The following is a 25,374-nucleotide window of genomic DNA, read 5'->3' on the forward strand; positions in this document are numbered from 1 at the left end:
GCTTGAGACCGATTTGCCGCGAAGTCTTCAGCAGTTGCCGTGACGAGGAGAGCTGCAGGCCCTCCGAGAGAGCAGCGCGCCAGAGAGCCAGTGTGGAGCAAAGCATGCTCGTGAAGTTTCTCATCGCTTTGGCTGCAGCCAAGCTCTTGGTGGGATTTGTATCGCCCCCGCTCGCGCAAGCCTCGACCGACCTCGCTCCGTTGGTCATTCTCGTCCGGCACGCGGAAAAAGCCTGCACGAATTCAGACGATCCGCCATTGTCGCAAGCCGGCAAGAAACGCGCAGAGGCCCTTGCGGCTGCGCTCGCCAGCGCCGCGGTGAGGCGTGTGATCACGACGGATTTTCGGCGAACGAACGAAACCGCGGGACCTTTGGCGCAGGCACTTGCGCTTCAACCCGTTATCATAAATTTGAAGAACGACCCGCCCGATCTGCCCGCTCACATCGGGCGGGTTGTGCATGCCGTCCGCGCATCCAACGAGGGTGCCGTGCTCGTTGTGGGTCATACTGTCACAATTCCCGGCATTATTGCCGGTCTAGGCGGACCTGATATGGGAGAGATTTCCGAGTCCGAGTATTCCAACCTGTTTGTCCTGGTCGGGGGCCCCAAAATACGCGTGGTTCGGTCTCACTATGGAGCGTCCGATCACAACTCGCAGGCCGACTGCAACTGAGGACTGCTTTGTCATCGGACCAGACTATCCGGCCGGTTTTTTATATCCCGCGGCCTTGGCGTCGAAGCTTGGACTATGCTGAACGTTGCTCTGGACTCACCGTGTGTGTTGCGCTGCGTGGGCAACATGCGACGAGAGCGCGCTGGCAAAAACTCAATACGGTGATAGGATCATCAAGGTTGCCTTGAATCAATTTTACCACCTTTGTTCTTCTGGAAAGGAGTAGATCATGATTGTCGGATTTTGTCTTTCGCCGGTATTGCCGCAACGAGTTCGCCGCCCGCTAACCGGGACGGCCCTGGTCTTGGCCGTCTCAATGATTGCTGGTTCCAATGTTCTTGCGCAAGACAATAAGCCCGCATTCAGCCCCGACGAAGGCAAGCTTTTTTTGCGAAGCGCCGCCGAAAAGGCGAGAGTGAAGCAGAAGGAGGCCGCTAAGACGTTTGAAGAATTCAAGAAATCCGTCACCAAAGAGCCGTTTCAAAACGGAAAATACATTGTGAACGGGGACACGCCCATTTCCACCGACAAAGGCCTCGAAGAGTTCTACAAGCAGAACGTGGTTGTCGCAGGACATGCGACCACTGAGTTTGCCGTCATGAGCATACTGGGAGTAGACGTCATTTGGAAACCGGCGGATAAGAAAGCACTCACATACTGCGTGAGCAATGCTGCGGCGGATTCGGGTGGGTTCGGAAACCGCTATAACACCGTTGTGAGCACCATGGCCGATGCGACGCGAGCATGGGAAGCAGTTGCCGACGTCAAATACGTTCACGTAAATACAGAAGATTCTAACTGTACGCCGGCCAACTCAAACGTCAAATTTGACGTCAGGCCGGTCAATCTCAACCAATATTTGGCGCGTGCATTTTTTCCGAACGATGACCGCGAGGCCAGAAATGTCCTCATTGATAACTCGGCATTCGAGATCCCGGCTGGGGGAAAGCTCTCGTTGACGGGCATTCTCCGGCATGAGCTTGGACATACGTTGGGCGCACGACATGAACAAACCCGACCAGAGTCAGGAACTTGTTTTGAGGACAACGATTGGAGAGGTGTGACCGATTATGATGCCTTCTCGGTCATGCACTATCCCCAATGTAACGGGAAGGGCGATTGGTCGCTGACACTGACCGTGCAGGACAAGAATGGAATCGCCTGCCTGTACGGGCCGGCACCTGGATTCACGATTGACACGACTATTTGCAAACCGAAGCAGTGATCCGGCGACCTGACGAATGATGCCGTTAGCAGCCTGGCCAGTGCCTGGGCTGCTAACGGTTGAGGCCTCCCCAAGGTATCGCTATGAAGATGGCGCGTTTGCTTCTCTCGGGACTTGTTAGTTTATCGTTTCCTTGGCAACTTTGCCACGCTCACCTGACGGTTGAGACTGCACAGCTACGTAAGACGCTGGACTTGACTGCACCTCAGGATCCGGCAACCGATCGCGCCGCGAACTTTGCGGTTATCGACGGCGGATGGATTACGCGCACGGCTGGATCTGCTGACTCGGGTGGGGACACCGGTGCCCCTGACACCGTTCTCGAGTTTCAGAGCTTTGCGTTGTACGCGCTATCGCGGGGCAAGGGGTTGTCCGACGATGGCCGGAAGGCCCTCGAAGGATTTCGTCAGCTCTTGCGTGAAATGAAGGCGGAAGGTCAGGTTGTCGAAGTTTCGGACACGAGAATCGGGCTCGAGGGCGAAACGAGGGTATGCGCCAAATTCGTGAGTTCAGATCTGGCGGGGAAAGCGTGGATGCAAATGCAGCGCCTTTCAGCCGGTGCTGACCTCGTGCAGCTAAAGCCAGAGAAGTGCTGAGTACCGTCTCACTTGCCAGGGGAATATGACTGCTCGTTGTAGGCCACGGCATTATGCCACCATTTGCCAAAGGCCCGCAGAATCCGTACTCCTCCAACAATGGAGGGCAAACTTCTTCTTCCGGCCAGTGTGCAGACTTTTGCCGACGAGATTAAATATTGGAATGCAATTCCGGCGAATGCGAGCGCCGACGACTATCGGCGTTTCCTGCAACAGTTTCCGGCCGGGTATTTCGCCGCTCAAGCGCGCGCGAAAAGGGATTCCGCCCCGTCGCCTGTGACCGACCCGCACCCGACGCAGGTCGAAATGTTGGAAGATTGTACCGCCCTGCGGGATTCGCCGATCGAAAGCGCCGCCGTTGGAAAGTCATATAAGGGGACGCGTGGCATTCTGATCTCGTCTTCCAGCGACTGGGTGTTTCTGCAAACGTCGCGACGGCGAGCTGTGCTATGTGGCGTCTCGGTCCGCCAGTCCGGTGCCGTTGTTGCAAGCACCTGTCATCCTCAACTATGCCGCTGCCGGTGACGATCCTCCGGTAGAACTCCACAATTTTTGCTGAACCGGTTCGCGATTTCATAGATCCTAGCACGCAAGCATCTTGGCGCATGCCGATCAAACGGCACCGGGAACGGCCCTGGCTCGCATCGCCAAGGTCAAGTCAGCACTGGAAAAAAGGCGTGGGCGGCGCCATCATCGAAATCAAGCCGCTGGCCCCAGCGAGCAATACGATGCATCTGAAGCAGGTCGAGGTGACCTTGATGGTCGCCAACTAATCTCGATGGGTGAAGGCGAAAGCTGCCTGCCATTGTTGATGCCAATTCGCGTCGCTGACAGCCCGCTTCTCCGAGGTGCCCCGGATTGTCACCGCAGGATCGCGGGTGCCGCTTCTCTTAGTCGTTAAATCGTCAACGCCACTTCGACGATTCGAGTTCAAAGATATATTACTATTGTATGCACTTTTTGGTAGCGTATGATGAACGTGCAATATTCTTAAATGCATTTTTAGGGAGGGGTGTCATGGCAAATTCGCGCAGGGACGTATTGCTGCAAGGGGCAGTGATCGGAGCAGGTATTATCGCGGCCAACACGACCGGCATGGAAGCGTGGGCGCAGAACGGGCCGCCTGCGCCAAAATTGCGGCGCTCGCTTCATGGCATGTCGCTCAATGATCCAATCTTGCAGACGTGGCGCGATGGGGTGCGGCTCCTGAAGTCTGCCAATGGCGATGTCAGTTGGGCGAGCTTTGCTGCCATTCATGGCAACGACGCCGGTTGGGGTCTGTGTCCGCACGGCAACTGGTATTTCTTGCCCTGGCATCGCGCTTACCTTCTCATGTACGAGCGTGCGGTACGGCAACTCACCGGCAATAGTGATTTTGCGCTGCCCTACTGGGACTGGACATTGGATCGGCAGATGCCGCAGGCGTTCACGGATCAGACCTACAACGGACAGCCGAATCCCCTGTTCGAGCCGCAGCGCGACGCGACGCCGACGGATTCCCTGCCGGACAGCGTGGTCGGACAGGCGGTCATCAACCAGATGCTCCAAGAGTCGCCGTTCGAGACTTTTGGCACTAGCCGCCCTGACGGACAGGACAATGTCGACCAATCATGGATCGTCTGTGAGTTCTGCGGCGTGTCCGGAACGTTAGAAGGTACCCCGCACAACAACGTGCACAATTTTGTCGGTGGCATCATGGCAACAGCCGGCTCGTCGCGGGACCCGATTTTTATGATGCACCACTGCAATATCGATCGCATCTGGTGGCTGTGGAGACAGGGCGGCGGTGCGGATTCTCCCGATCCGCTATGGAGCGGCATGACATTCCAGAACAACTTCTTCAACCCCGACGGCACGCGCTTTTCGCCAAGGGTTTCCGAGATGCTGACGCCGGAGCCGTTGGGCTACACTTACGTCGAGACGCCAATCGCGACCGTGTCCCTCAGCGGAATGTCGACGGCGCTTGTCATGCGATCCAACAAGTTCACCAGTCTTTGGTCGACGCCAAGGGGGGGCGCGAGGCCAGCAGGCATCGCTTCCTATTCTGCTCAGGTGACGCAGCCTGCTGCAACCCTCGCGAAATATCTGGAGGTTCCAATCGATGTGGATGCCGCAGCACTTGCGCCAGTCGCCGCCCGGCCATCGTTGCCAAGCGGCTTCGAGAGTTTGAGCCTCGCCACGGCCCGCCAGCACTATCTCGACGGACCGCGCTGCTTTGCTTTCCTGCGCGACTTCGACTTCCAGAAGAACAAGAACACCGAATATCGCCTCTTCTTGAACTGCGATTATTTGTCGGCGAGTACGCCGACCACTGACCGGCACTATGTCGGGTCGTTCGGCTTCTTCGGCAGCCACGGTGGCCATTCCCACGGCGGCGGTGAGCCGAAAAAGCCTTCCATCAGCGTCGATCTGACGGCGACGATTGCGCGCGTTTACGGTCCAGTCGCAACGCCGCCTGGCAAGTTGCGCCTGCAAATCCAGCCGGTAGCCTTGCGGGCCGGCGGCAATGCGGACGGCAGCGCCAGACCTGCCAGCGTCGAAGTTGCGATTGTCTCGGGGTGATCCCACATCAGGCGTTGCGGGTGACGCAAAGCTGATGGACTAAGGTCATGAAAGTTCGTCGATTTTCGATAATGGGTATGGGAAGCGCACTCGCGACCCTTGTCGTGATCGGAGCACTTCCCGCAGAGGGAGATCCCTTGATCGCAACCGTCGGCAAACCCGCGATAGTGACGGCCAAGCTATCGAAGCCGCGAGAAGGCCTGACAGCAGACAAGGTACCGTCCCGCGTCGTGGTGCTCGTCACCGGTTACCAGCCCGCACAAAAGGGCAACGTCCGCGGTGTCGTGAAGGTGCAGAGGGCGGACGGGAAGGAGCAGGAGATCGGAACGTTCGGGGTGTTTCCGGACACGGCTTTCAAGGCCGAGACGTCCCGAGCGAGGGCGTTCAGCTTCCCGCTTCCGAAGGAGTTGGCGGTCGACTCCGTGAAGCTGAAAATCGAGGTCGTTCCCGACAAGGAACGCGGAACAGGAGAGGGCGCGCGCCTAGAGATCGGGCACGCGGAAATCCAGTAAGCCGCGCGATATTGGACGGTGCTGAGCTCGGCGAGGGTGTTCGCGCCATGAATCCGCTTAGCTAGCGGAAGCGTTCGCCCTGAGGCGATCCGGTTGATGGTCTTGCTGGATCAGACGGGCCCGCGCGCTCCACGCGAACCGGCAGGTACCGATCCACAGCGAAGAGCAACGCCAGCAGCAGCCCGCCGACGAAGATGAAATAACGGATGATGGGCATGGACGGCCGCTCGCGAATGAGAAATCAGTTATCGGCGGGGCCGGATTGGAGGGGCGAGCCGCTGCAATCAGCGACCCGCCGGGAAGGCTTACTCGATCTCCTGGACGACCGTGCGGGTCGACGGATTGACCAGCATCCCGCGCTCGCCCGAGTAGACATAGCGGTACTTGGTGAGCGAAGGACCCCAGTCGGCAGGCACCGCCTCGAGTTCGACTTCGCGCGGCACGGGCTGATCGACCCCTATCTTCTCGCGGGTCTGAAGCAGCCGCACCTTGTACTCGGTGACGCAGGTGCGGATTTTCGAGCCGTGTTCCGGCACGATCTGCATGGCGGCGGCATGGCCGGTACCGGTGGTGGTGACGAGCGCCCGAAACTGTCGCGGTGATAGTCGGCCGGCTTGCTTTCCGGGCCACTTAAGGGGGCGGGTGGCCTCCCTGATCGGGTCAGAGGAGGAGGCATGATCGCGGAGCGCGCGAAGGGACGTAGCCGCCGTTGTGGTCGATGGAACATCCGGCGCAGATGAAGGACCCCTACGTCGTCAGCCGGGTCCTTACCAGACGCGTGGCAGTCAGTTCCTCGTCGATCGAGGGCACCCAGAGCACTCTCGACGAACTGCTTTCGGTCGAAGAGACGGGGGACGACGGCGCCCGGGACGAAGCGCGCCAGGTCCGCAACTAAGCCGTTGCCTTGGACGGATTCATCCCGAGAGCCGCCAAGAGCGGCTACGGCGTCTTCACGATGGAGCTGATCAAGGACCTCCATCGCGCCGTGATGAAGGACAATCCTGACTACCAGGACATTCCCGGCGACCTCCGCACGCGCGTCGTTTGGATCGGCGGAAACAAAGACATCGCATATTCCAGTTTGAATCCTCCGCCTCCTGCGGACGTCGCCGATTGTCTCGCCCAAACGGTTGAGTACCACGGAACGAGGAATGCAGCAGCTGACGCAAGGGTTCACGCGCATGGCGATCGCGCACACCCATTTCGAGGCGGTACCCCTAAGCTTCTAAGGAGCAGAGTGCGGGAATATGCAGCCGCAAGAGCGCCACTTGAGGGCGCGGGACCGACTGTGACCGCGAGACCGGTTAAAAAGACACCCGGACGAAGGGCAGTGATAGCGACGACCGGCACGGCGGGACCGAGGCCGAGTGCCTCCGGCGAGCGGTTCATTATGCCCTCGCGCGAGGGATCGTCACCGCCTGGCCGAGATAGCCGTTCCGCGCCTTCGCGGCAACGGCCTGGCTTGGTGAGCGAAAGCGAATAGAGCCCGGTCCCGGAGGGACGCGCAAACATTCGTAATTCATTGGAAGTTAATTCAAGTACTGTAGGCGCTAATCTGGGTTCATTGATTGGCTGGGAGCTGGGAGATAAATTGGTATTTGTTTTCCGATAGGCGAGGTCTGGCGAGCAAACGATGGCGCATGTTTCCTATAGAACTTTGGCTGACCTGCAAGGAATCATTGCTGACAGCATCCCTGAAGGCGTGACGCTGGAATATAAAGGGTCGAGCGTGCTTAGGAACCGTGATGACAGTGCCATTTGTAAGGCAGTGACTGCACTCGCCAACTCAGTCGGTGGTCATTTCATCATCGGAATCGAAGCGCCCGCGGGCGGCCCGATGAAGCTTGATGGAGGTCTCCCCGGACCTTCTAAGCTCGACTGGATCCACAAGACGATCAATGCGAACACATTCCCTCCGTTGGAATCAGTCGAGGTCATTGAGATCCCGGACAGCGACGGCACGTATTACGTTATCAGCACAACTGCAAGCGTTCATGCGCCCCATCAGAGCAAAGACCGTCGATACTATAAGCGTCAGGGTTCGCACAGCGAGCCAATGGAGCATTACGAGATTGAGGATGTCCGGAGTCGGCCAAAGTCGGCGCAAGCACCATTGCGCATCAGCCTTTTTACGGAGGATACGTTTGGCTTCCTGCGGTTTCGAAATGACTCGACCACAGACATCATTAAAAATCTCAAATGCCGCGTCGAAACGAACTTTAGGTTTGAGCGGGACGGGATAGAACACCTTTGTCAACGCGGATTGCGAGAGCTGCGACCCGATGTCCAGCGCTACTTCCTACTCGACACCATCCCTGGAATGTTACAGAAAAATGCTGAAGCTGAGTTGCATGTACGCGTGAACTACGAATTCCGGGAACAGCCGGTCACCGATCATGCTTCGTTTTACATGACAGACTTACTGGAGTCGGCGATCATCAAGCCGCCCGAGGTAAAGGCTCTCAACGAGCTCAGCGAAAAGGTCGAAAAGCTCACAAAACACCTGGAGCGGTTAAGGAGCGACACCGAAAAACTCACGCAGATGGTGGATGGTAGCGGCTTGCGTCTGTCGCAGCGCACGCTGCAGGCTTTAAAGAATGTCGAGCAATTTTTTGATCCTTATGAGTTTGACTGGGACGGATACAAGATCCTGCTGGATATCTCGACGGATGAGGCCATTTCGCTGCATCGCATTTTCGGGGTCATTGACAGCGAGCCGGGGCGGCGCCAGCGATATGAGAATTTGCCAACTGACTTGAGAGCGAAATTCGAAAAGAAATTTCGGGTTGATTTTGGAAGCTAGGCGTCTTTCGTACTATTGGCGAGTCAATAGTACGAAGGCTCGTCGCCCGGCGCACACTTCGATCTGCCGTGCACGACAGCCGCTGTCTTCATTTCGACGAAAGGAAAGCAGCCCGGCGGAGTGGTGCACGTCAATGAGGTCGAGGACTGGTTAAGCGCATACCGACATTCAATGCGCTATCTACAAGGCCATCAGCCCCTGAGGGAAAAGCTGGTCGCTGTTTTGAACTTTGGACATCCGGAATTTTTAGGGCGGACGCGCTCCAGCTTTTAGCAACTGAGAAACAGCGGAGGACGCGGCTGCGCATTGACTGGAAAGACGGCCAGCAAATCCTCGCACTTGCGAAACAAGGCAAGGAAAAGGCTGTCAGTGAGGCCCTTTTAGAGCATTTTCTACGCCATCCATTGTTGAAGCGACGCCGAGTACTGTGGCCGCAGCGTGAATGACATGCAGGGCATCATGTAGGATCAACATCGGTCTCCGGTATCAATCCCAAAATTTTCTTTCGTATCTCCCTCAGTATAATCGCCGGGATTTCGAGGCCATCCAGCTCAGCATTGTGCTCTTCGATCCAAGACCGCACTTCTTCACGACCAAGACTGTCCAAAACAATCTTCTCCGAAATTGCCACAGCGCTCATTCGCGAAAGGCCGAGCTCCATTAACGACAAAAGCGTTCGGGTCGAAACGCCGAATTCTAACGCCACGCCCACGTCGAGCTGGTTGGTTTGAAGCAAATCCAGTTTTCCAATTTCGGCTAGATAGTGCTTCAATACGTCCATGTAAGCTGCAAGATATTTTGGTGCTGTAAATCGAGCAATTCGTTCAACCATCTCCATCGTGTCACGTATGACTTTGGGGTTTTGGTAGGGGATTCCATGTTTTTCGTAATAGGCAATCCGGGCACGAATGATAGCAGAGAGTGAATACCCCTTTAGCCATTCCAAAACGACGATTGTGTGCAGAGGAATAAGAGTGGCTGGCAGAAATGCAGGATAGAGGTACGAGTTGATCAAACCCATGATCTTCGTCATACGCTCGTACGCATCGGTGCTCTCCGGCGGAGCTGGGAGCAGATCTTCTGGATTGCTATCCATTGCGCGGAATGCAGATAGGAGCTTCTGCATTCCGACGGCGTTGACCGATGCATGCCGCACGGCGACAGATGCGGGGATCTCAATCTTCCCTGCCAACGTTGCCGAGGCATCGTTCAGCCTCTGGACCAGTTCGGGGCTATGCCGTTTGACGAAGGTGGCAGAATTCAGCGTTCCTTCGCGAAGAAAGTGGGTGAGCAGATACGATGCGACTTGCTCTTGCTGCGAAAAGCGGGAGAGAGCGTTTGTTTCGATGTCCCATCTTGCTTCCAAAAACGACACTAACGACGTTGAATCTGAGAGTACCGTGTCGGTTTCGCGACGGATTGGGTAGCGCTGACGTTGTGGGACGCCGTTTGGCCAAGCAGTCGTATTTTCAGGGTCAACGCAGATAATATTCCCCTGAAATTCGTTGCCCCATCTTCCGGCGCGACCAGCCAGATTCCAAAAGTCGTGAGGCTCCATGGGTTGTTTTTTGCCCTTGCGCGGACCCCGCACTACGATTGTGCGACAAGACAAGTTGACGCCTTCAATCAACGTCGATGTACAAACTAAAAACTTAATCTTTCCTTGGCGGAATAATCGCTCGATCTCCTCGCGGAGCAGAGAAGGCATGTTGCCGTAGTGAAACGCCACGCCTTTCTTGACCAACGGGGCGAGTAAATACGCGTCATGCACTCCACGCTTTGCCAAGTCGGCTAAGGCAACCAATTCGTCATCGATATCGGCTTCCGGAGACGAGGCGGCTTGCGCGATAAGCGAGGCAACTTCTTCCGCTTCGGCAGCGCCGTTTGTATAAACAAGTGTACCGCCTTTTGCGCCGGCAGCGGCCGCAATCAAAGCAAGTCTCTTTTTTATGGTCGTTGGACGAGCAGACAGCCGTAGAGTTCCAAGATCCGCCTCGACGCCGTTCGAATATCGCAAAGCGAGCCGCCAGCGATCCGGTCGCAAGGGCCTCTGTGACGCCAAGATAACATTTTGCAGCACGGTAGGGGCATCACTATCGACTGACGAGGTATCGGAAGTAGCAGGCGCGTCATCGAGTAGCGCTTCAGGATTTTGTGTGGCCGGGCTAACGAAAACGAACTTGGCCTTTGGATTGATACGTAGAACTCGCTCGAGAGCATCTTGTAGGACTACGCCTCTTAGCTTGTCGCCGACTTTGTGTGCCTCATCTGCGACAAGAAGGTCAACAGAAAGGTTTTCGTTAAGGGCATTGGCAAGCAAATGGAGTCGCTCTTGCGTTAGTACGAAGATTATTCTGTCCTTGCCAAGCCTCGCATCGCTGTACTTTTCGATCAGCGGAAGAGAGGTGACCGCAATTCCAGAGAGATTCTCTCCTGCGATACGGGACAATAGACTGTCCTCAATCTCGCTAACTAGCGCCCGGGTGGGCGCCAAGTACACAGCGACGCGAGTATCACTCGTGGTTATCTGGTCGAGGAGCCACTGAAGAACCATATAAGTCTTGCCAGATGCCGTTGGCGCGGATGCGGAAATCCAGATATGACTGTTGGCCTCGTTCCAAAATTCTTGTTGAAACGGATTTACTGTCAGCCATTCGCCGGAGTGTTGGACCAGTACAGAATTTTCCAGCGCGCGGGTCACAGATTCGACGCGCATGGAGATGCCGAGCCGAGATTCCACGGCTTCGTTCAAAAGGCCGCGCTTTTGAGCTAACTCGACCGAGCGGTAATTCGACAGCTTTTGAAGCAATACAGACCCTGCGTCTTTCACCTTGGGTGCGTCCTGCAATGTCAAGGCTGACGTCGCAATCCTGAGGGCGGCTTCCGTGGGCGGGCGCCGCTTGGACTTGGCAAGAATACTTCCTGCGAGCAGCAGTCTCTGCCAGTCAATTTCCGCAATCTTCGCGTCGAGACTGTCTTCGTCATCGACGTTGTCCAATTCCGATAGCACCGACGCGCTCGTTAGAACTGTGAGCTCGTCTGCGATCGCGTTATCGAGAAGCCAGTTGTGCAGCTCTTGCTCGGTCATCAGGTCTTCCCCAGCGCCTTGAGAAATGCCTCGCGGAATTTGTCCGCGGATGGCAGAGGGACGCAAAAGAATTGTATCTCTATCTGATCAACCTTTTCGGTAGTCACGCGGTTTAGCACTTGCTTGCTCCACGCCGCGATAGCTTCCTCCGCCTTCGCAGCGACCTCGGCTGCGACGGCTTTGATGTCTCCGCTCGGATAGCAACTACAATCGAAGCCGACCAGCGCGACGCCGCAGTAACGCCTGCGGTTGGATTTGGGCGAGCTTGTGGTGAAGTATTCGCGAAACGCCTCTGTTAACTGGCTGTCGCTCAAATCGGCTTTGTCGCTGAGCAAGATTAGATCACGCTCGCGCTTTGCCTCTTCGCCTTCCGGCTCGATTAAAAAAGGCGCAAGGCTTGCCAGGCAATCGCGTATCGCGTCCGAAGGATCACTGTAGATCTTCGACTCGCCCCAGTAGAGCTTGATCACGCCGTCATCGGCAACGTGAGCATAGACGCCATCCGAGCCGTGATAGTGCATCGCAGAACTTGTTTTTAGATCCATCTTGCAGAGGACCTGAGGGATCTTGAGAAATCTTTCGGTAAGTAGGTACAATAGCATCTCGCCGCCTTCGCCCGTGTTGGCGAGGTCGGTGAACAGGTTGATTGCCTCGTGATGGAGTTTCGCTACAGCGCTCGTTTGTTTAAATTTGCTATCTCGATCCCGGGCAGCCTTCAGCTTTGTCCTCGGGATGGCATAGTCGGCGAGAGTGTCGCGCATGAATTCGGCAAGCCGCGCAACATTAACTCGTCCCATTGCGTCCACGGACAAGCAGTGACAATGCATTACCGCCTTGCAGCCTGCGACAGCCACATCTCGCTTTACCAGAGAGAGGTGTACGCCTAGCTCTTCGGGGTCGCCGCTCAAAATTTCTTCTAGTTGCGCGACCGAAATGTCTGGCAAAAGTTTCATCTCTAAGAATAGCAATGGCTTGCAACTATGAGGAGTGGTGATGCAACTGTCGCTCTTTTATTCAGAAATAATATGGAAAGCGATGGGGCCGCTGCCCCAGGAGAGACCCTCGGCGGCAATGACTAGACGGCAGCCAATCGCGGCTCATAATCGAGCACCGGCCAATTCGCGGCTTCTGTAGTATCGCGCGTGAATATCGGAGACAACGGATCCCATTCATATCTCGTCGTCATGCCACGCTCGGCCAGCAATGCTGCCCCGTACACAAACCGCTCTTCGTAACGCTGATAAAGCGTTTGAAAGAAGCTGGTTGAGAGCAACGGGCTATCGGATGGCGGGAACGAGGGATAGACCGAACCAGCAGTCGGTCCTTGAGGCTCCACGAGCGCGATGCTCATGGCCTCGTAACGGCTTATCTCGTCGCGAATGCCACGACGGCCCGTCATTTCGCGCAACGCGGAATGAAAGCGAACGATTCCTTCTGCGATCCGGTCGTTTTCGTGGATTGCGATGTCGTTCTTCTTGATCGCTTCAATGCTGCGCTCGCTGGTCTCTCCTTCGCCAGTTTCTTCTGCATCGCTGCTGACCTCGGTCGGAGTATCGTCCTTTTCGAGGTCTGCCGCCGACTTGGCGTCTTCGACGGTTCGGTTCGCCCTCATGAGTGCGTAGTAGCCGATCACCATCGCCGGGTATGTGATGTGAAGATTCGTGCACTCACCGATGGTCTCTTCCATGCGGTTGGTGAGATTGCGAAACGCCTTCGTTACGCCTTTACATGACACGGCAAGGACAGGCCCAACGGGACGACGATTCAAGACGACATCTACATTCTTGGTTTTCAGACCACCCAAAATCACCTCCTCGCCGGTGCCCCCAAGCTTCGGGTCGTAGTGCAGGATGTGACGTGTAACTTTCCGAACCTTCTTGGTCTCAATCCTGAACGGGGGGCGCGGCGTAATGTCGTCGGGTGGGAAACCGCCTTCAATGAGGAGGCGGCATGCAATGTACCAGTGAAGCGGCTTGATATGCCGGGCGCTCTGCGTTTTGCCCTCGTGCGTGGCGAAGGCGTTGAACGCTTGCGGTCCGCTGACCCACTGGCACGGGGATGTATCAGCTTTCGGCATAATGCCTCCAACTGCGCATGGTTTGCAGCGCGTCGGCGACGGCGAGCTTGTCTATCCTTTTAAGCGAAGCAAGACGCGGAAGGCAGATCTGGCTCGCCTCGCGTGGTTCGAGTTTCAACATCCCGCCGCCAAGTGGATGCCCCTCAATCTCGCAACTGAGCTGGACAAAGTCGGTGCCCCATGAGTCCAGATACTTTGCGGCACCGGGGGACCTTAGCCGAACGCTGTGAACCGAGTTCGTGCAGGTGCAGCCCGCATCATTCCGGACGAGACTCGCTTCGCGACCCGACATGTATGAAAGGAAGAAGTCCGGCACCTGAACGTCCGGCACCGAATACCAAGGATCTCTGACGCGGCATTTGTAAGCCTGCCGCGCTTCTTGGCCTTGGTCGGTCTCGAGGTATTTCCTGACGCCGCGTGGCAGGTCGCCGCCCTTGGGGAGCCGCAGAAGTAGGATCTGGTCGTCGGCACGCTTCCACTTGCTGACAACGCCCTGGGTGAGCCGCGAGGCAGGGAGTGCTCGTCCGTTGCGAACGGTCGCATGGAGGAGCTGCTCGGGAATGTCCCATTGGTCCGCGAGACTCGGGCGGAGGTGGAAGAAGTCATTCGCACCGCTGACATATCCGATGCCGACCTGAGCCAAGTCACCCAGTCGCGGGATCGAACTGTCGCGTGCGACGTCTTGATAAACGTGCCGTGCATAGTTGGAGAGCAGGAACGGCCTGAGCCGTCGGTTCCAGACCTCGCGCCACTCCTGCACGGCGATCGTGTGGGTGGGCGCGGGAGGGCGACGCGACGGCTCGAAGTGATCCACGACCGAAAGCCGGATTTGCGAGGTCCTCCGGGAATATCCGTCGGCATAGAGAAGCCAGCAATCCTCCGATAGCTCGGGGAAGAGCTTGTCCTTCACAGCCACGACGTGAACGGTCGCGAAGTTTTCGACCATGTAGTCGAGCAGCGGCGCCGCGTAAGGGGCGTGACCGATCTCTGCCGGTACCACGAAGGCCATCCGTCCTCCCGGCTTGAGAAGCCCTGCGGTGGCGGCAAGGAACGGTGCCCATGATGAGGCCAGCCCGGAGAAGTTTGCGCCCAGCTTCTGGCACAAGGCCAACGCCCGGGCCCGCTGCTCGCCCTTGAAGGTCTGGTAGCGGATGAAGGGTGGATTGCCAGCAGCGCACTCAAAGCGCTCGGAGGTTTCAGCGGCCCAGCTGAAAAAGTCGCCCTCGTGGACGAGGGCCCACGGCGCGCGCTCAATGGCGGCCTGCGTCGCCCGGGCGTCCTGTTCGATGCCCACAGCGTTCCGATGGCCCGCGATGAAGCGTCCATCCCCGCACGAGGGATCGAGCATGCGGTCCTCGTCCGAGCGGACGGCCCAGTTCAGCAGGCAGCGCACAACCCAGTCGGGTGTGTAATACGCCCCGGCTGCTTTTTGTGAGAGGGGCTGAACCACCAGAGCTCCTTCGACGAATCGCGGTATGTCAGATCATATCGTGGAGCTACCCACAACGTGGCATGCGTCGAGACATTTCTGGCGCTCGCTCCGCCATGTGGAAAAGTCGGAGCCGAAATTCCCCCGGGTGAAAAGCTCGGGCATGACCGCGCGGTATGGGATGGGCGTTGGACCGGCCATAACGGTCCTCCATGGTTGGGTGCCGGTGGAGCGGGAAGGCTCCAAGTCTAGCAGAGGGTTCATGAGGGGCGGCGGCGAGCCCTTCATGTCGATGGGTGCAGGGAGAGCGAAATCTCCCGCGCGTGGTTCAGGGGCAAGACCCCTACCATGGGGGGCCGGGGGAGCATGGAGGCTCCGCCCGAGCTGGTGATGAAACGGCCAAACGTCATGCGTCGGGGGGGGTGCAACGGGGGCGCGCCAGCGCGCCCCTTTGCCAAGATGCGTGCTGTATTACAGCACACATCTTGCGCTTATTCTAAATGTTGCAAATGGAGATAACGAACCGATGTGCGATGAAGAGCAACTCCGGGAAATCAAACTTGTCGCGGGTCTCGATGATACCGCTCTGAAGCCAATCAAGCGGAGGACCTCACAAGCGAGGGACCGCCAACTTAACCCAGGGGGTAAGTTGGTGGGCCTGCCAGCCAACTCGCTTGGCGGCAGGAGGAGGCGGGGTAAGTTGGTGGGCCCGGCAGGACTCGAACCTGCAACCAGACCGTTATGAGCGGGAAGGGGCGCCCGAAAGATACTTAAAACTCAGATGAATTTGGCGATGATTAGTGGCGTTCGTTCGCGTTTGGTTGCGCCGTAGTATTGGTTATTGATTGGTTGGCGGCAGGTTTCTCCACCGTAGTCATACGGTTTTGGTGCCGGCTTTTGTGATTGGCGAAACTCGATCGACTCGCCGAGCATCATTGCGGGGCTACCCATCAAAGGAGACTTCTGATGAGTGACCGCGACTGGAATGAAGAGAAGCGGACTGTGTTGGAACGCCTCTTCGACTCTATCTTTGGAAGACGCGAGTCTTCGGAGGAGGAGATAGGAAGCGATATCCATTGGTTGGGGACGGTAAACCGCCATTTAGCCTCGGATAGCGATGATTGAGTATCGCTGGTCGTCTTAGCCGACGGCCCGGATCATTAGCACACGACGGACACAGGCGAATCAAGGTCGCGTGTGTTATAAGAAGCAGTTGCACTGGCCGCGGGGTGCTGGAGCAATGAAAATTGTTATCAGACTCCATTTCGACCCTCATTGGGGTCCTTGGTGTGATCAGCTCTGTCGTTACGTTGATAGTGACGATACGCGGAGAAGTCCGAGCAAGTCGGAAGGAAAAGCGGAATAGAATGCCGCTGCCGCGACACCATCGCCGAAGTGCGAAAAGTACCAAATGACAGTAAGAGGCCGCCAACTGAGGCGGCCTCTTTATTTTTGCCCAAGAACACCGCACCGCCACGAGCGGGTTTTTTCGTGCGCACCACCAACAAGAAGATATGAGCAAACTCGATTTCATTACTTACCTTAAGTCCACGCTTACCGCCGCCTCCGCCAAGCTGCTGGCCGGCAATCCGACCGACAGGGCGACAGCCGGCCGTCTTGATCAGATCGTGCGTACGGCTGAGAACATTTCAGACGGCTATTGGGCACGTATCGCGCAGCTGTATGATCCGTTTGCGCCCAAGCTGCAGTTGGCCGTGATGCATCTGAATGCGGATATCATTGCCGATCAGAAAATTGCGCGTGACTTCGATTCATACATCGAACTGCTCGTCGCCGAATTGCAGAGCTGACGGTCAGACCACCCCGCCGCGTTAGCGGCGGGGGTCCTACAACACCATAAAATTGAAAGAAGTTATGTTTCACAACAAAGCAAATTTTAGTGCTGCACTCTCTGATCAAATCCAAACTTCCGCGAGGTGGCGCGATAGCAATGCGAGCCGCTATAAGCATGATCAGCGCAACGCCGCCGCAGCTCACCGTCTCAGGGAACTAGGAACTCAAATTTTCGTCTCAGACGAGGACTGGACAAAGCTGGCTCCGTTGCTGGTTGATCAATCCTGCTTAGCAGCGATTTCGGAGACGAACCGAGATGTTGGATTCCGAACCTATCCTGCCAACTTCGCGGGTTGGCTTGAGAACCTGCATTCGAACCTGATGCGCGGTTGATCGCCAACAGATGAAGCAATCACCAGCTGGCGAAACAATAGTCGCCGCTCCCGGTTCTCTGTTGAGTCAATACAAGTTGCTGCGCGCTGTCATCGACGCACCATGGGCAACCCGTTTAGACCACAAGATCACGAGCCACATCATAGATCGCTATTTTGGCAAGTACGGAGTCGCTCGCGCAAGCCTTCGCTACCTAGAATTGGCAACTGGCGCGACCCGAACCAATATTATTGAGTCACTGCGCCGCATCACCGACCAAGGAGCCATCACCGTCAAACGGCAAGGCATCGGTACCCGCCCGACGGAATACAGCCTGAACTTTGATTTCGTCACCAAGATTGCTAGAGGTCCTGTAGAGGATACCGCTATTAGCGGTCCTGTAGACGATACCTCTGCCGGTCCCGTAGGCAATACCGCTAGCGTGCCTAGTGGTCCTGTAGACAGTACCGAATCCTGCTTACGTAACCCGCTGACAAGCGGGCTTACGGTAAGTAGAACTGAAAATACCCCCGCCGTGCCTACGGCACCGCCCGTGTCCGGCGTGAACGCCGACACGGCGGAGACGGCTGGGGACCCGGGAGGCTTCGAAGAGCTTTGGGCCGTCTTCCCTCGTAAGCACCAAAGGGCCAAGGCTCAGGCAGCGTACAGGGCGTTGGCGCCCTCGGCGGCTCTCCATGCCACCCTCGTGACGCGGGCCGCTGCTTGGGCTTCCCACTATCAGCAAACGGCCACCGAAAAGAAATGGTGGAAGCACCTACACACATGGCTTGTTGAAGAGCGATACCTTGAAGACTTGCCAGAGCCATATGAAAACCGAAAGGAGGCGGCGATAGCCCGCGCAAAAGAGAACGGCCCTCGAAAGGCCAGAGAAAACGAAGCCGGCAAGTCGGGCCTTTCATCGAAAACACCGATCGGGGGACACAGCGTAAAAATTGTGAACTCTGAAGTAGTGGGCGGCGCTTGGGATCAGGAAAGGGAACTAGTCCTGTCACTCAAGATCGAAGATGGAGACCATGCAGGAAAAGAGTTTTCGCATGCCTTCAAACTCATGTCCGCCGACGAAAGCGCACAGGATCAAGGTATGGCCACTTACCGGCAGATTCGAGAAGCCACCGGAGTTCTGGAACCTGACGACACCTCCGACTTCCACGGCAAGTCCCTACGCGCCATCGTGAAGTCTATGGGACGGGTCGAGTACGTATCGCTATAGAGCCCAATCAGCCCACGGGACTAAAGGGATGCGTTTTTAGAGCGCTTCCCAGTCTCTGGGTAACTTACTCCGTTGCTTTTGCTGCCTCTGGCGCGGCAGTTGTCGTGACGGCTTTGGACGGGGTTACACGGGCAATCGTCTTCTCAGCCAAATCTCTAACTTGTCCAACGAATCCCGGAACCGATCTAACCGCGTCTTTCACGAGGTCTGAATTAGCGAGTTCGTTCCATGGGCTGCCATGAGTTTCCGCCTCGACCAAGCGAAGGGGCTGCTCGTCCAAGCGGGTTAACGCCGATGACAATAGTCGATGCTCCAAATCTGGATCAAGTCTCGCGGCTTCCCTTCGGAATCCCTCATAGGCGCGGGATATCGAAGCTTTGAAAGCATAATCCTCAGAGAGTCTGAATCGTTGCCCGATTTGTTTCGTACTCAGCCAACCAAACCAAATTGGAGCACCAACCGACAACAAGGATAAGAGGACATTTGGATAAATGAGGGACGACGGTTGGTTTGGGTCCTTAAACAGCTCGACCAAAGCTTGAAGTCGGTGTGTCCCGAAATACCCGCCAGCGGCGAGGGCGATGATCAAGCCGATCACCCAAACCCACATTGAGGTTGAAAGTTGCTTGGATCGTTCCGAAAACGCGACTGCTAAGCCCACACTCGTGGCTGCTGAATACGCAGTTTCAGAACGCTTCAGCACAGCCTCAGCTTCACTGGCGCTCCGATGGAGCTTCTCGTCAATTTTCTCAGCGTTTTCCCGCAGTCGCTGAAAGTCAGTTTCACCCTGCCTAACGCCAGCAAGGATCGTATCAACCCGATTCTTTGCTTCGGCGAGAGATTCCAAATCTGTCGGAAGCTGGTCGGCAGCATTGTAAGCGCGCTCGATTGCGTCGACCATCGAGGCGATAGAGGCTGTGCGAGGTTCCAGCCCATTCAGCCGAGCCTCCATTCCACGCACTTGAGCAGTCAGTTTCCTAAGCTTGACGATCGCCTCTCTCTGATTGTCAGGATTCAAAACAGGTTCGAGAGCGTTGCGAAGTGCATCCATTGTGAACATGAACGCAGGCACGCCGGGTGCGGCGTTACCCCAGATGTTTGGAATGGTGGTTTGCGCTAGGAAGTCGAGACGGCGAACGTAGTCGGCCAATTGTGCTTCGCTGTCGCCAAGATCGTCGATGCTGTGGCTCTCGATTAGATCGAGAATGGACTGAGCTTCGCGTATCAAGTCGTTTCGAGTAACACCTGGATTAGTCCAAGTGCCATGGGCGTTCGAAAATGGCTCGTCGCTTGGAATCGCGGATCGTAGCGCTGCAATAACCTTTTCAAGCGCTTCACGAATTTGAAATAAGGTCTTGTTCATTGGTTGCACCCCCCGGTTGCGTTGCCCGAGCTTGGGCTAACATACGGTGATGAACGAGGAAAGTGCGAAATTCCGAGCTGTCGAATAGCTCTTACTCGTTACTCGCAACCCCAGAGACCGGCGGCTCCTAGAAGTGGAAACGGGGTCGATTTTGGTTCCATTTGCGGCTATACACTCACACGCGCGATCGAGAACGGTCGCCCCCCGGAAAGCGCAAGGTGAAGACCTTGAACAGTCTGGATTTTGGCCAGTGATTCGGCTACGCGTATCGACATTGATTATTTGATTTCGCCGCCATTGGCGGCACGGGACGCCACCAAGAGAACCAACTAGCCGGCGCACCCGCCTAAGCGGAGGCTTCGTCGTGCCATTGTCAGAGGAGGCTCAACGTCCGTGTTGGTGGGCGACGATCTAATTTTTCGATTCATTGCCACCCGACCTGACTAGCCAGAACGGCAGCGGGCGATCATTTCATGAGGCTATTTTGATAGGACAAGCGCTCGCGCCTGACGTGATCAGGCTGCGGTTTCACGCTAACGATAACTTCGGCCCAACCGAATATCGAACGCTCTATAATGAGTGGAAGAAGACTGCTCCACCTAACGACTCAGACATTATACCCGACAAGCCGAAGGTTTCTGAGAATCCAAGGCACGCCGCCTTGTGTGCTGACCTTCGAGCGCTCCAGGAATGGAAAGTTATACGGGATGATACCGGTGATCCATTGCAGACGAACTATCTTTAGCACCCTAAAGACGAAGATTTCGATGACGAGAACGATGAAACAAAGGGTGTCGAGCGGGACCTTCTTGGTAGCTTGAATGACGGCCCTACAGCCGAACAGATGGTGAAATCGGTTGATGACATCGCGTTCAAGAAGACCCACGACCTCGTCCTTTATGGATTAGAATATGCTTGGCGGGAACGATTGATTGTAGACCTCGATGCGCCCGAAAATCGGGAGGCTGTAATCACGTATCTTTACAAGGGAGAGAAACGCACGCGACCACGCGTCGTTCTTGGCGGTAAGCTGCATTCCAGCGTCAAACTCAATTATGTAAAGATATCGGATATCGATGGTGACGAATTAAGGCCATTGGGCTCAATCATCAGTTGGGGTCGGCAAGCCGAACAGCAGAAAAAGAACAAACCACGAGTGCTCGGTTCCAAGAATCGTAAGATCGCGGCTGCACCGCCCCCACGATTGACCCCCGAAGAACACCTGATCGAACGCGAGTATAGGTCTGCCATGAACGACAATCTCGACCCCAAGCACATCCGCGCGCTCGACGCTGCCATTACCAGCCCAAACTTCGAAACTGTCGGCGTTCGGTTAGGGTATGCGGCTGGAAAGACGGCAGAGCGCTGGGGCAAACGGCTCGTTTTGGAAGCGTGCAACTCATTTTCTGAGTTAAAAGAGCGACTTGCTGCCTAGCTGTCCCTTATTCCAACTTCGTGCGGCTCTTGAACATAGGGGCCTCACATCCCAACAGACTTGATCCGCCCAGCCTCGCGGCTGCGGCGGGTGTTCTTTTTCGGCCTGTTGGAAAGGCCAGATGCACACTCACAACGAGGACTTCATGCAAACTTAGGCGTGCGTGCTGCCCGGAGGCGCGTGGGAAACGGGGATCGGCACTTGGGTAGCCGGCAACATCCTGCAACGCACGACAGTCCTCCGCTCGTCGAACGGCAACGCGCTGGCGAATTTCGGCGCCGGCACCAAAGACATCTTTATGGCGTTGCCAGCGTCCAAGGGGAACGTGATGGACAACACGTTCCCATCGGGAACGTTGATGCTGTCCCAGCAAACGAACGCGCCGCTCTACTGGACAAAGCAAGTCACGCACAATGATAAGGCACTGCGAGTCGTCTCTGGCACAGCCGGGAATGGCGGCAGCAACGCGTTCTCGGCGGCTTTGAATAGCGCAAGAGTGGTCGGCAACACGACTATCACGGTTGCAACCATGCCTTCGCATAATCATAGCTATCTCTATCCAGGCGACTCGGGTGCCCGCGTTTCTGGCACGGGTAACCTTTACCTGCCGAACAGTGGTAGCGGCACGACTACCGGCAGCGCCGGCGGCGATGGCGCACACGCGCACGCGTACAATATCGACATCCAGTACGTCGACCTGATCATTTGCTCAAAGGATTGACCATGCGAGTCACTATCATTCCGCTGGAAAACCGCATCATCGTCGAGGGCTTCTCCGAGGCCGTTGATTGCTCATCCCTCGACCCCGCCATTCATGTGGTCCATTGGTACGGCGAGCATGGCGAAATCGAATTCGTGAACACGGCCGGGACGGTGAAGGCCAACGAAACCATCACGGACTTCGCCGCTTATCAACACCTAGTAGACGCGTGGGAATTAGAGGCTCAAAAGAATGTTGCCTGATAAGAAGATCAAGTGTCCTTACACCGCGTTCAAAACGTCTTGCTTTGACGGCGTGACTAAGCACAACTGTCCAAAGTGGATTCATGTCACCGGCTCACATCCCAATACGGGCCAGCCGGTTGACACCCACGATTGCTCCGACAGGTGGTTGCCGGCGCTCATGATTGAGAACGCGCAACAGACTCGGCAGTCTGGCGCGGCGCTCGAAAGTCTTCGCAACGTCGTGGCTACGGTCAACAACTACGTGCCGCGTGGGGGTCTTGAGACACCGAAACTAATTAGCGGATGAAGGCGCGCGGAGCGTGCGGTGACTAGAGCGAGGCAGACGCGACGGCTCTGAGATAACAGCGGCTACACACGGGCTGGTGCTACGGCTTCAGCTTAGATGGTCGGGGCTCATTTCCGATGCGCCAGACTACTGTAGCGCCGCCAATGCCCGAAGCTGCTGGCACCTTCGCTGTCATTCGTGATGCAGAAGTAACTAGGTCACCAGCTAAAGCGACGGCGTCATCGGGCGCAGCGTCACGAACTTTCGGAAAGTTGACGAGCGGAAAGTCTCCAATTTGATCGATAGTCGTCTGACTAATCGGCTGAGTTTTGATGGTTGGAAGTACGTGTTGGCGAAGGTAGTCGCCTTCGCCACACAATACCGGCTCTGCGATATCATCTGGTCCGAAGACTTCGTTTAGCTTGTCATTGATAGATAGCTGCTTTAGATCAGCGCTTGAGGAAATCTCTATTGTGCGGACGAAGGCCTGCGACGTGTTTGGGTCGTACGATGCAATCACAACGGAAGAGCTGAACCCCTGTCCGGATATCGCGGGCGACCAATACGGATGGGTTGTGAAGTACGCGATTAGCGCATCATTGCAGCGCTGAGCTAGTTCTCGGACGTTCAGCTTTCTTAAGTCGACGTCCGGAGACGTCTCTTCAACGAACGTCCTTGCTATTTCTCCAATGTCTAGTTCCCGTGGAGTGGATGCAACATAAGCGCAAATGTCGTCGACATGGGCGTTGATCGCAACTGGATAGAAGCCGCGGCGTCCCGTCACGGCAACTAGAAATCGGTCTGGTCTAGAAGGATTCAAGACCTTCTCCGCACCATCACAATAGAGTCCGGCGCCGAGAGTTTGACGACTGTCGGATGCGACGACCAGTCCATCCTTCGACGCGGCTATCACAATAAGCGTTCCATCTGACGAAGGAGCCATCATGTATATCGAGCCTTCGATTGCAGAGGCTTGCGCTGTAAGCGCGTTAAAATATGCTGCGACGAGCAAGAGCTTAGGGATACGTTTTCGAGGTGCCATCTGCGAATAGAATCTTTCGCACAGTAAACCGGGTTTTGAGGTTCGCAAGGTCTTCGTTCTTAAGTCTGTTGTGGTCGTCCATGAATTGATTATATTTTATCTGACCGGTCCAGTTGTAGGTGGAGCCGTCATTTATTGGATCGTTGATAGCAAGCTTTGTCGAGAGAACCTCGTTATCGAGAAGGTCAGTAAACGTTAGCAATCCATCGAAAGCGCGGATGGGCTTTTTGGACTTATTGACAATAGAGAGGTCGAACACAATGGCAGCTTCGAACTCGTTGTTTCGGACGTCGGTGGGTTTGAAGCGCTTAGCTTGCATAGATATTGCGATTTGCGGAGGTTCGACCGTAGCTGGCGGACCCTTCGGGGTAGTTTCGTTCGCCGCTGGTCGGCCGTAGCGCTTTCCCTCGGGCTTGAAAACGTCTTCTGGCAAGGCGATGTGCTTAAGTTGCCAATCTCCGCTCCAAGCGAACTCGAACCCAATGGGTGTGTGGATGGTCGAGTCATTATTTGGAAGAATGTCAACTCTAAAGCTGAACGGGCTTCCAGCGAAGAACGCATACTTGACCTGATCCCATTGGATTCGACGCACAAGGCTGGCGGATTTGTCGATGCCTTCAGGTGTCTTGTCGCCGGAAGACTTGTCGTTTTCTGATTTGACCAGTGCGGCGATAGCTTGAGGGGTGACGTAACCGTCAATCATTTGGTTTATCACGGCCGGGCCAACCACCGCTGCTAAACCGTTAGCCGTTGCGTTGCTTGCGTCCTTACTTCTCACGTTTTGCAAGAGTTGTGCATTTAGGTCGCCGCGCAACCCCTGCCGGAAAGTGGTCCAGTCGACGCGTTTCTCAAGCGTCGACACGTCGCCATCGCGGGCCGCTTGCATCAAGCTAAGGACCGCATAGTAGGGCCACGCTACCCACCCGGCTGTGGCCAGCCCGATGATCGCGGCAAGCTTTCCGCCCCATCCGTTTCGCTTGCGGCGCACTGGCGGTTCAGCAGAGTCCGTGCGCGTTGGCTGCCTAGCAAGCAGACGGCGCAATATGGGATCGCTCTTTGCTTCAATCCAGTCCGAAGAACCTTCGGGCGCAACGAAGTCGCCGGGTAATATTTGGCCCCGCTCCACCATCTGCGAGATAGCGGACTCGTTGTACGGTCCATAGACCTTAGAATCTACGTCGACATACCAACGCTTAGGCGTTGGCGGTGCAATATCTGACATGAAAACGCTCCCCAGCGGCGACGATTGTTTCGCAACTTGCGCGGGAAGGCAAGTACGGGCTTCTACGAGCGCGAAGCGTCCGCGCGAGGGCGTCTGTACCGATAAAGGCTACAGAATCCGCGGCAACCAGACATAATTAGCTAGAATCGGAACACAGTTGTAGTTGTAGAGGCTCGTTGAGCATCGCAAACTTTTCTCAGCCGATTCAGGCATGGGGCCGATTACGGCATGGGGAAGATTGAGAAAATGCAAAGCACCATTGAAGAACAGCTGGCAGCCAACAGGGAGCTTCTCGCGGACCTGGTTAGAGTCGGTCGAATAGATCAACAGGCCGCCGACATGCACATAAGAGACGGCGAGTCTCTCGCGGTAGGAAACATAGTTTTTGAAGTGCGAGCTAGCCAACGGCGTGAACAGCCTACCGAGTCGCTCAGGATCGAATTCAGCGGTGTGGTGTATAGCGAAAGCACAAATGGCTGAACGTTCTCTGCCAAACTGGCCGCGTGGGCTGTCGCGCGTAAACGCTGCAGCCTACGTGGGTGTGTCGCACGCGATTTGGGACAAGATGGTTGCGGCCGGTGACATGCCAAAGCCTAAGCGGTTCTATGGGCGCACGATCTGGGACAAAAAGGCCGTCGACAAGGCGTTCGATGCGCTTGATCCAGAAAATAGTACGCCATTCGATGATGAGATTATTGATTTCGCGCCGTAGGGTAGG

25 protein-coding genes are annotated in these 25,374 nt (G+C 56.1%); 15 read left to right on the forward strand and 10 right to left on the reverse strand.

The genetic code is table 11. The features are described 5' to 3' along the window. Positions 1-104 precede the first annotated feature (104 nt). From ACNJYD_RS08855 to ACNJYD_RS08880, 6 genes are all read left to right on the forward strand, one after another. Positions 105-674 (forward strand): phosphoglycerate mutase family protein, encoded by a 570-nt coding sequence (locus tag ACNJYD_RS08855; protein ID WP_439366019.1) that lies wholly within the window; start codon positions 105-107, stop codon positions 672-674. 229 nt (positions 675-903) lie between these two features. After that, positions 904-1,899, forward strand: coding sequence for a matrixin family metalloprotease (locus ACNJYD_RS08860; RefSeq protein ID WP_439366020.1), 996 nt, complete (start codon positions 904-906; stop codon positions 1,897-1,899). An 83-nt stretch (positions 1,900-1,982) separates the two neighbouring features. Next, on the forward strand, positions 1,983-2,495 hold the full coding sequence (locus ACNJYD_RS08865) for a hypothetical protein (protein ID WP_439366021.1): 513 nt from the start codon (positions 1,983-1,985) through the stop codon (positions 2,493-2,495). A 605-nt stretch (positions 2,496-3,100) separates the two neighbouring features. Continuing rightward, positions 3,101-3,268: a hypothetical protein gene (locus ACNJYD_RS08870; RefSeq protein WP_439366022.1), complete on the forward strand. Its 168-nt coding sequence runs from the start codon at positions 3,101-3,103 to the stop codon at positions 3,266-3,268. A 244-nt stretch (positions 3,269-3,512) separates the two neighbouring features. Beyond that, positions 3,513-5,057, forward strand: a complete 1,545-nt coding sequence (locus tag ACNJYD_RS08875) for a tyrosinase family protein (RefSeq protein WP_439366023.1) — start codon at positions 3,513-3,515, stop codon at positions 5,055-5,057. A 47-nt stretch (positions 5,058-5,104) separates the two neighbouring features. Further along, a complete protein-coding gene (locus ACNJYD_RS08880) occupies positions 5,105-5,569 on the forward strand; it encodes a hypothetical protein (RefSeq protein WP_439366024.1) in 465 nt (154 codons plus the stop codon). A 61-nt stretch (positions 5,570-5,630) separates the two neighbouring features. Here the strand turns inward: ACNJYD_RS08880 and ACNJYD_RS08885 are convergent, their stop codons facing one another. After that, positions 5,631-5,786 (reverse strand): hypothetical protein, encoded by a 156-nt coding sequence (locus ACNJYD_RS08885; protein ID WP_439366025.1) that lies wholly within the window; start codon positions 5,784-5,786, stop codon positions 5,631-5,633. 88 nt (positions 5,787-5,874) lie between these two features. Continuing rightward, on the reverse strand, positions 5,875-6,114 hold the full coding sequence (locus ACNJYD_RS08890; protein ID WP_439366026.1) for a DUF1236 domain-containing protein: 240 nt from the start codon (positions 6,112-6,114) through the stop codon (positions 5,875-5,877). A 191-nt stretch (positions 6,115-6,305) separates the two neighbouring features. On the opposite strand from ACNJYD_RS08890, the gene ACNJYD_RS08895 reads away from it, so the two are divergent. Together ACNJYD_RS08895 and ACNJYD_RS08900 are read left to right on the forward strand one after the other, a co-directional pair. After that, the gene (locus ACNJYD_RS08895; RefSeq protein WP_439366027.1) at positions 6,306-6,464 is read left to right on the forward strand and encodes a Fic/DOC family N-terminal domain-containing protein; all 159 of its coding nucleotides are present in this window, start codon (positions 6,306-6,308) and stop codon (positions 6,462-6,464) included. A gap of 738 nt (positions 6,465-7,202) precedes the next feature. Further along, positions 7,203-8,372 (forward strand): AlbA family DNA-binding domain-containing protein, encoded by a 1,170-nt coding sequence (locus ACNJYD_RS08900; protein ID WP_439366028.1) that lies wholly within the window; start codon positions 7,203-7,205, stop codon positions 8,370-8,372. A 457-nt stretch (positions 8,373-8,829) separates the two neighbouring features. Here ACNJYD_RS08900 and ACNJYD_RS08905 read toward each other — a convergent pair whose 3' ends face one another. The 5 genes from ACNJYD_RS08905 to ACNJYD_RS08925 form a co-directional block, all read right to left on the reverse strand. Then, the gene (locus ACNJYD_RS08905) at positions 8,830-11,460 is read right to left on the reverse strand and encodes a DEAD/DEAH box helicase (protein ID WP_439366029.1); all 2,631 of its coding nucleotides are present in this window, start codon (positions 11,458-11,460) and stop codon (positions 8,830-8,832) included. Next, positions 11,460-12,404, reverse strand: a complete 945-nt coding sequence (locus ACNJYD_RS08910) for a HamA C-terminal domain-containing protein (protein ID WP_439366030.1) — start codon at positions 12,402-12,404, stop codon at positions 11,460-11,462. Before ACNJYD_RS08910 ends, ACNJYD_RS08905 begins: the two co-directional genes overlap by 1 nt. Before the next feature lie 131 nt (positions 12,405-12,535). Next, a complete protein-coding gene (locus ACNJYD_RS08915; RefSeq protein WP_439366031.1) occupies positions 12,536-13,537 on the reverse strand; it encodes a hypothetical protein in 1,002 nt (333 codons plus the stop codon). Next, the gene (locus ACNJYD_RS08920; protein WP_439366032.1) at positions 13,524-14,987 is read right to left on the reverse strand and encodes an Eco57I restriction-modification methylase domain-containing protein; all 1,464 of its coding nucleotides are present in this window, start codon (positions 14,985-14,987) and stop codon (positions 13,524-13,526) included. The genes ACNJYD_RS08915 and ACNJYD_RS08920 overlap by 14 nt, the downstream gene beginning before the upstream one ends. A 756-nt stretch (positions 14,988-15,743) precedes the next feature. Then, positions 15,744-16,067, reverse strand: a complete 324-nt coding sequence (locus tag ACNJYD_RS08925) for a hypothetical protein (RefSeq protein WP_439366033.1) — start codon at positions 16,065-16,067, stop codon at positions 15,744-15,746. 413 nt (positions 16,068-16,480) lie between these two features. Here ACNJYD_RS08925 and ACNJYD_RS08930 point away from each other — a divergent pair, with 413 nt between their 5' ends. The 3 genes from ACNJYD_RS08930 to ACNJYD_RS08940 all read left to right on the forward strand — a co-directional run bounded on the left by ACNJYD_RS08930 (position 16,481) and on the right by ACNJYD_RS08940 (position 18,363). After that, on the forward strand, positions 16,481-16,777 hold the full coding sequence (locus ACNJYD_RS08930; protein WP_439366034.1) for a hypothetical protein: 297 nt from the start codon (positions 16,481-16,483) through the stop codon (positions 16,775-16,777). Between the two features lie 64 nt (positions 16,778-16,841). After that, positions 16,842-17,153, forward strand: coding sequence for a hypothetical protein (locus tag ACNJYD_RS08935; RefSeq protein ID WP_439366035.1), 312 nt, complete (start codon positions 16,842-16,844; stop codon positions 17,151-17,153). A gap of 10 nt (positions 17,154-17,163) precedes the next feature. Continuing rightward, on the forward strand, positions 17,164-18,363 hold the full coding sequence (locus tag ACNJYD_RS08940) for a hypothetical protein (protein WP_439366036.1): 1,200 nt from the start codon (positions 17,164-17,166) through the stop codon (positions 18,361-18,363). A gap of 64 nt (positions 18,364-18,427) precedes the next feature. Here the strand turns inward: ACNJYD_RS08940 and ACNJYD_RS08945 are convergent, their stop codons facing one another. Beyond that, complete coding sequence (locus tag ACNJYD_RS08945) at positions 18,428-19,726, reverse strand: hypothetical protein (protein ID WP_439366037.1); 1,299 nt, start codon at positions 19,724-19,726, stop codon at positions 18,428-18,430. 847 nt (positions 19,727-20,573) lie between these two features. On the opposite strand from ACNJYD_RS08945, the gene ACNJYD_RS08950 reads away from it, so the two are divergent. The 3 genes from ACNJYD_RS08950 (at position 20,574) to ACNJYD_RS08960 (ending at position 22,124) form a co-directional block, all read left to right on the forward strand. Next, complete coding sequence (locus ACNJYD_RS08950) at positions 20,574-21,161, forward strand: hypothetical protein (RefSeq protein ID WP_439366038.1); 588 nt, start codon at positions 20,574-20,576, stop codon at positions 21,159-21,161. Between the two features lie 163 nt (positions 21,162-21,324). Next, positions 21,325-21,882: a hypothetical protein gene (locus ACNJYD_RS08955; protein ID WP_439366039.1), complete on the forward strand. Its 558-nt coding sequence runs from the start codon at positions 21,325-21,327 to the stop codon at positions 21,880-21,882. Positions 21,883-21,884: 2 nt separating this feature from the next. Continuing rightward, positions 21,885-22,124, forward strand: a complete 240-nt coding sequence (locus tag ACNJYD_RS08960; protein ID WP_439366040.1) for a hypothetical protein — start codon at positions 21,885-21,887, stop codon at positions 22,122-22,124. Positions 22,125-22,492: 368 nt separating this feature from the next. Here the strand turns inward: ACNJYD_RS08960 and ACNJYD_RS08965 are convergent, their stop codons facing one another. Together ACNJYD_RS08965 and ACNJYD_RS08970 are read right to left on the reverse strand one after the other, a co-directional pair. Beyond that, on the reverse strand, positions 22,493-23,335 hold the full coding sequence (locus tag ACNJYD_RS08965) for a hypothetical protein (RefSeq protein WP_439366041.1): 843 nt from the start codon (positions 23,333-23,335) through the stop codon (positions 22,493-22,495). 73 nt (positions 23,336-23,408) lie between these two features. Further along, positions 23,409-24,656, reverse strand: coding sequence for a DUF2939 domain-containing protein (locus ACNJYD_RS08970; protein ID WP_439366042.1), 1,248 nt, complete (start codon positions 24,654-24,656; stop codon positions 23,409-23,411). Between the two features lie 472 nt (positions 24,657-25,128). Between ACNJYD_RS08970 and ACNJYD_RS08975 the strand changes: the two genes are divergently transcribed. Then, entirely contained in the window at positions 25,129-25,368 is a 240-nt protein-coding gene (locus tag ACNJYD_RS08975; protein ID WP_439366043.1) for a helix-turn-helix transcriptional regulator, read from the forward strand. Positions 25,369-25,374: the final 6 nt, after the last annotated feature.

The organism is Bradyrhizobium sp. SPXBL-02, from assembly GCF_051853065.1.
Taxonomy (GTDB): Bacteria; Pseudomonadota; Alphaproteobacteria; order Rhizobiales; family Xanthobacteraceae; genus Bradyrhizobium.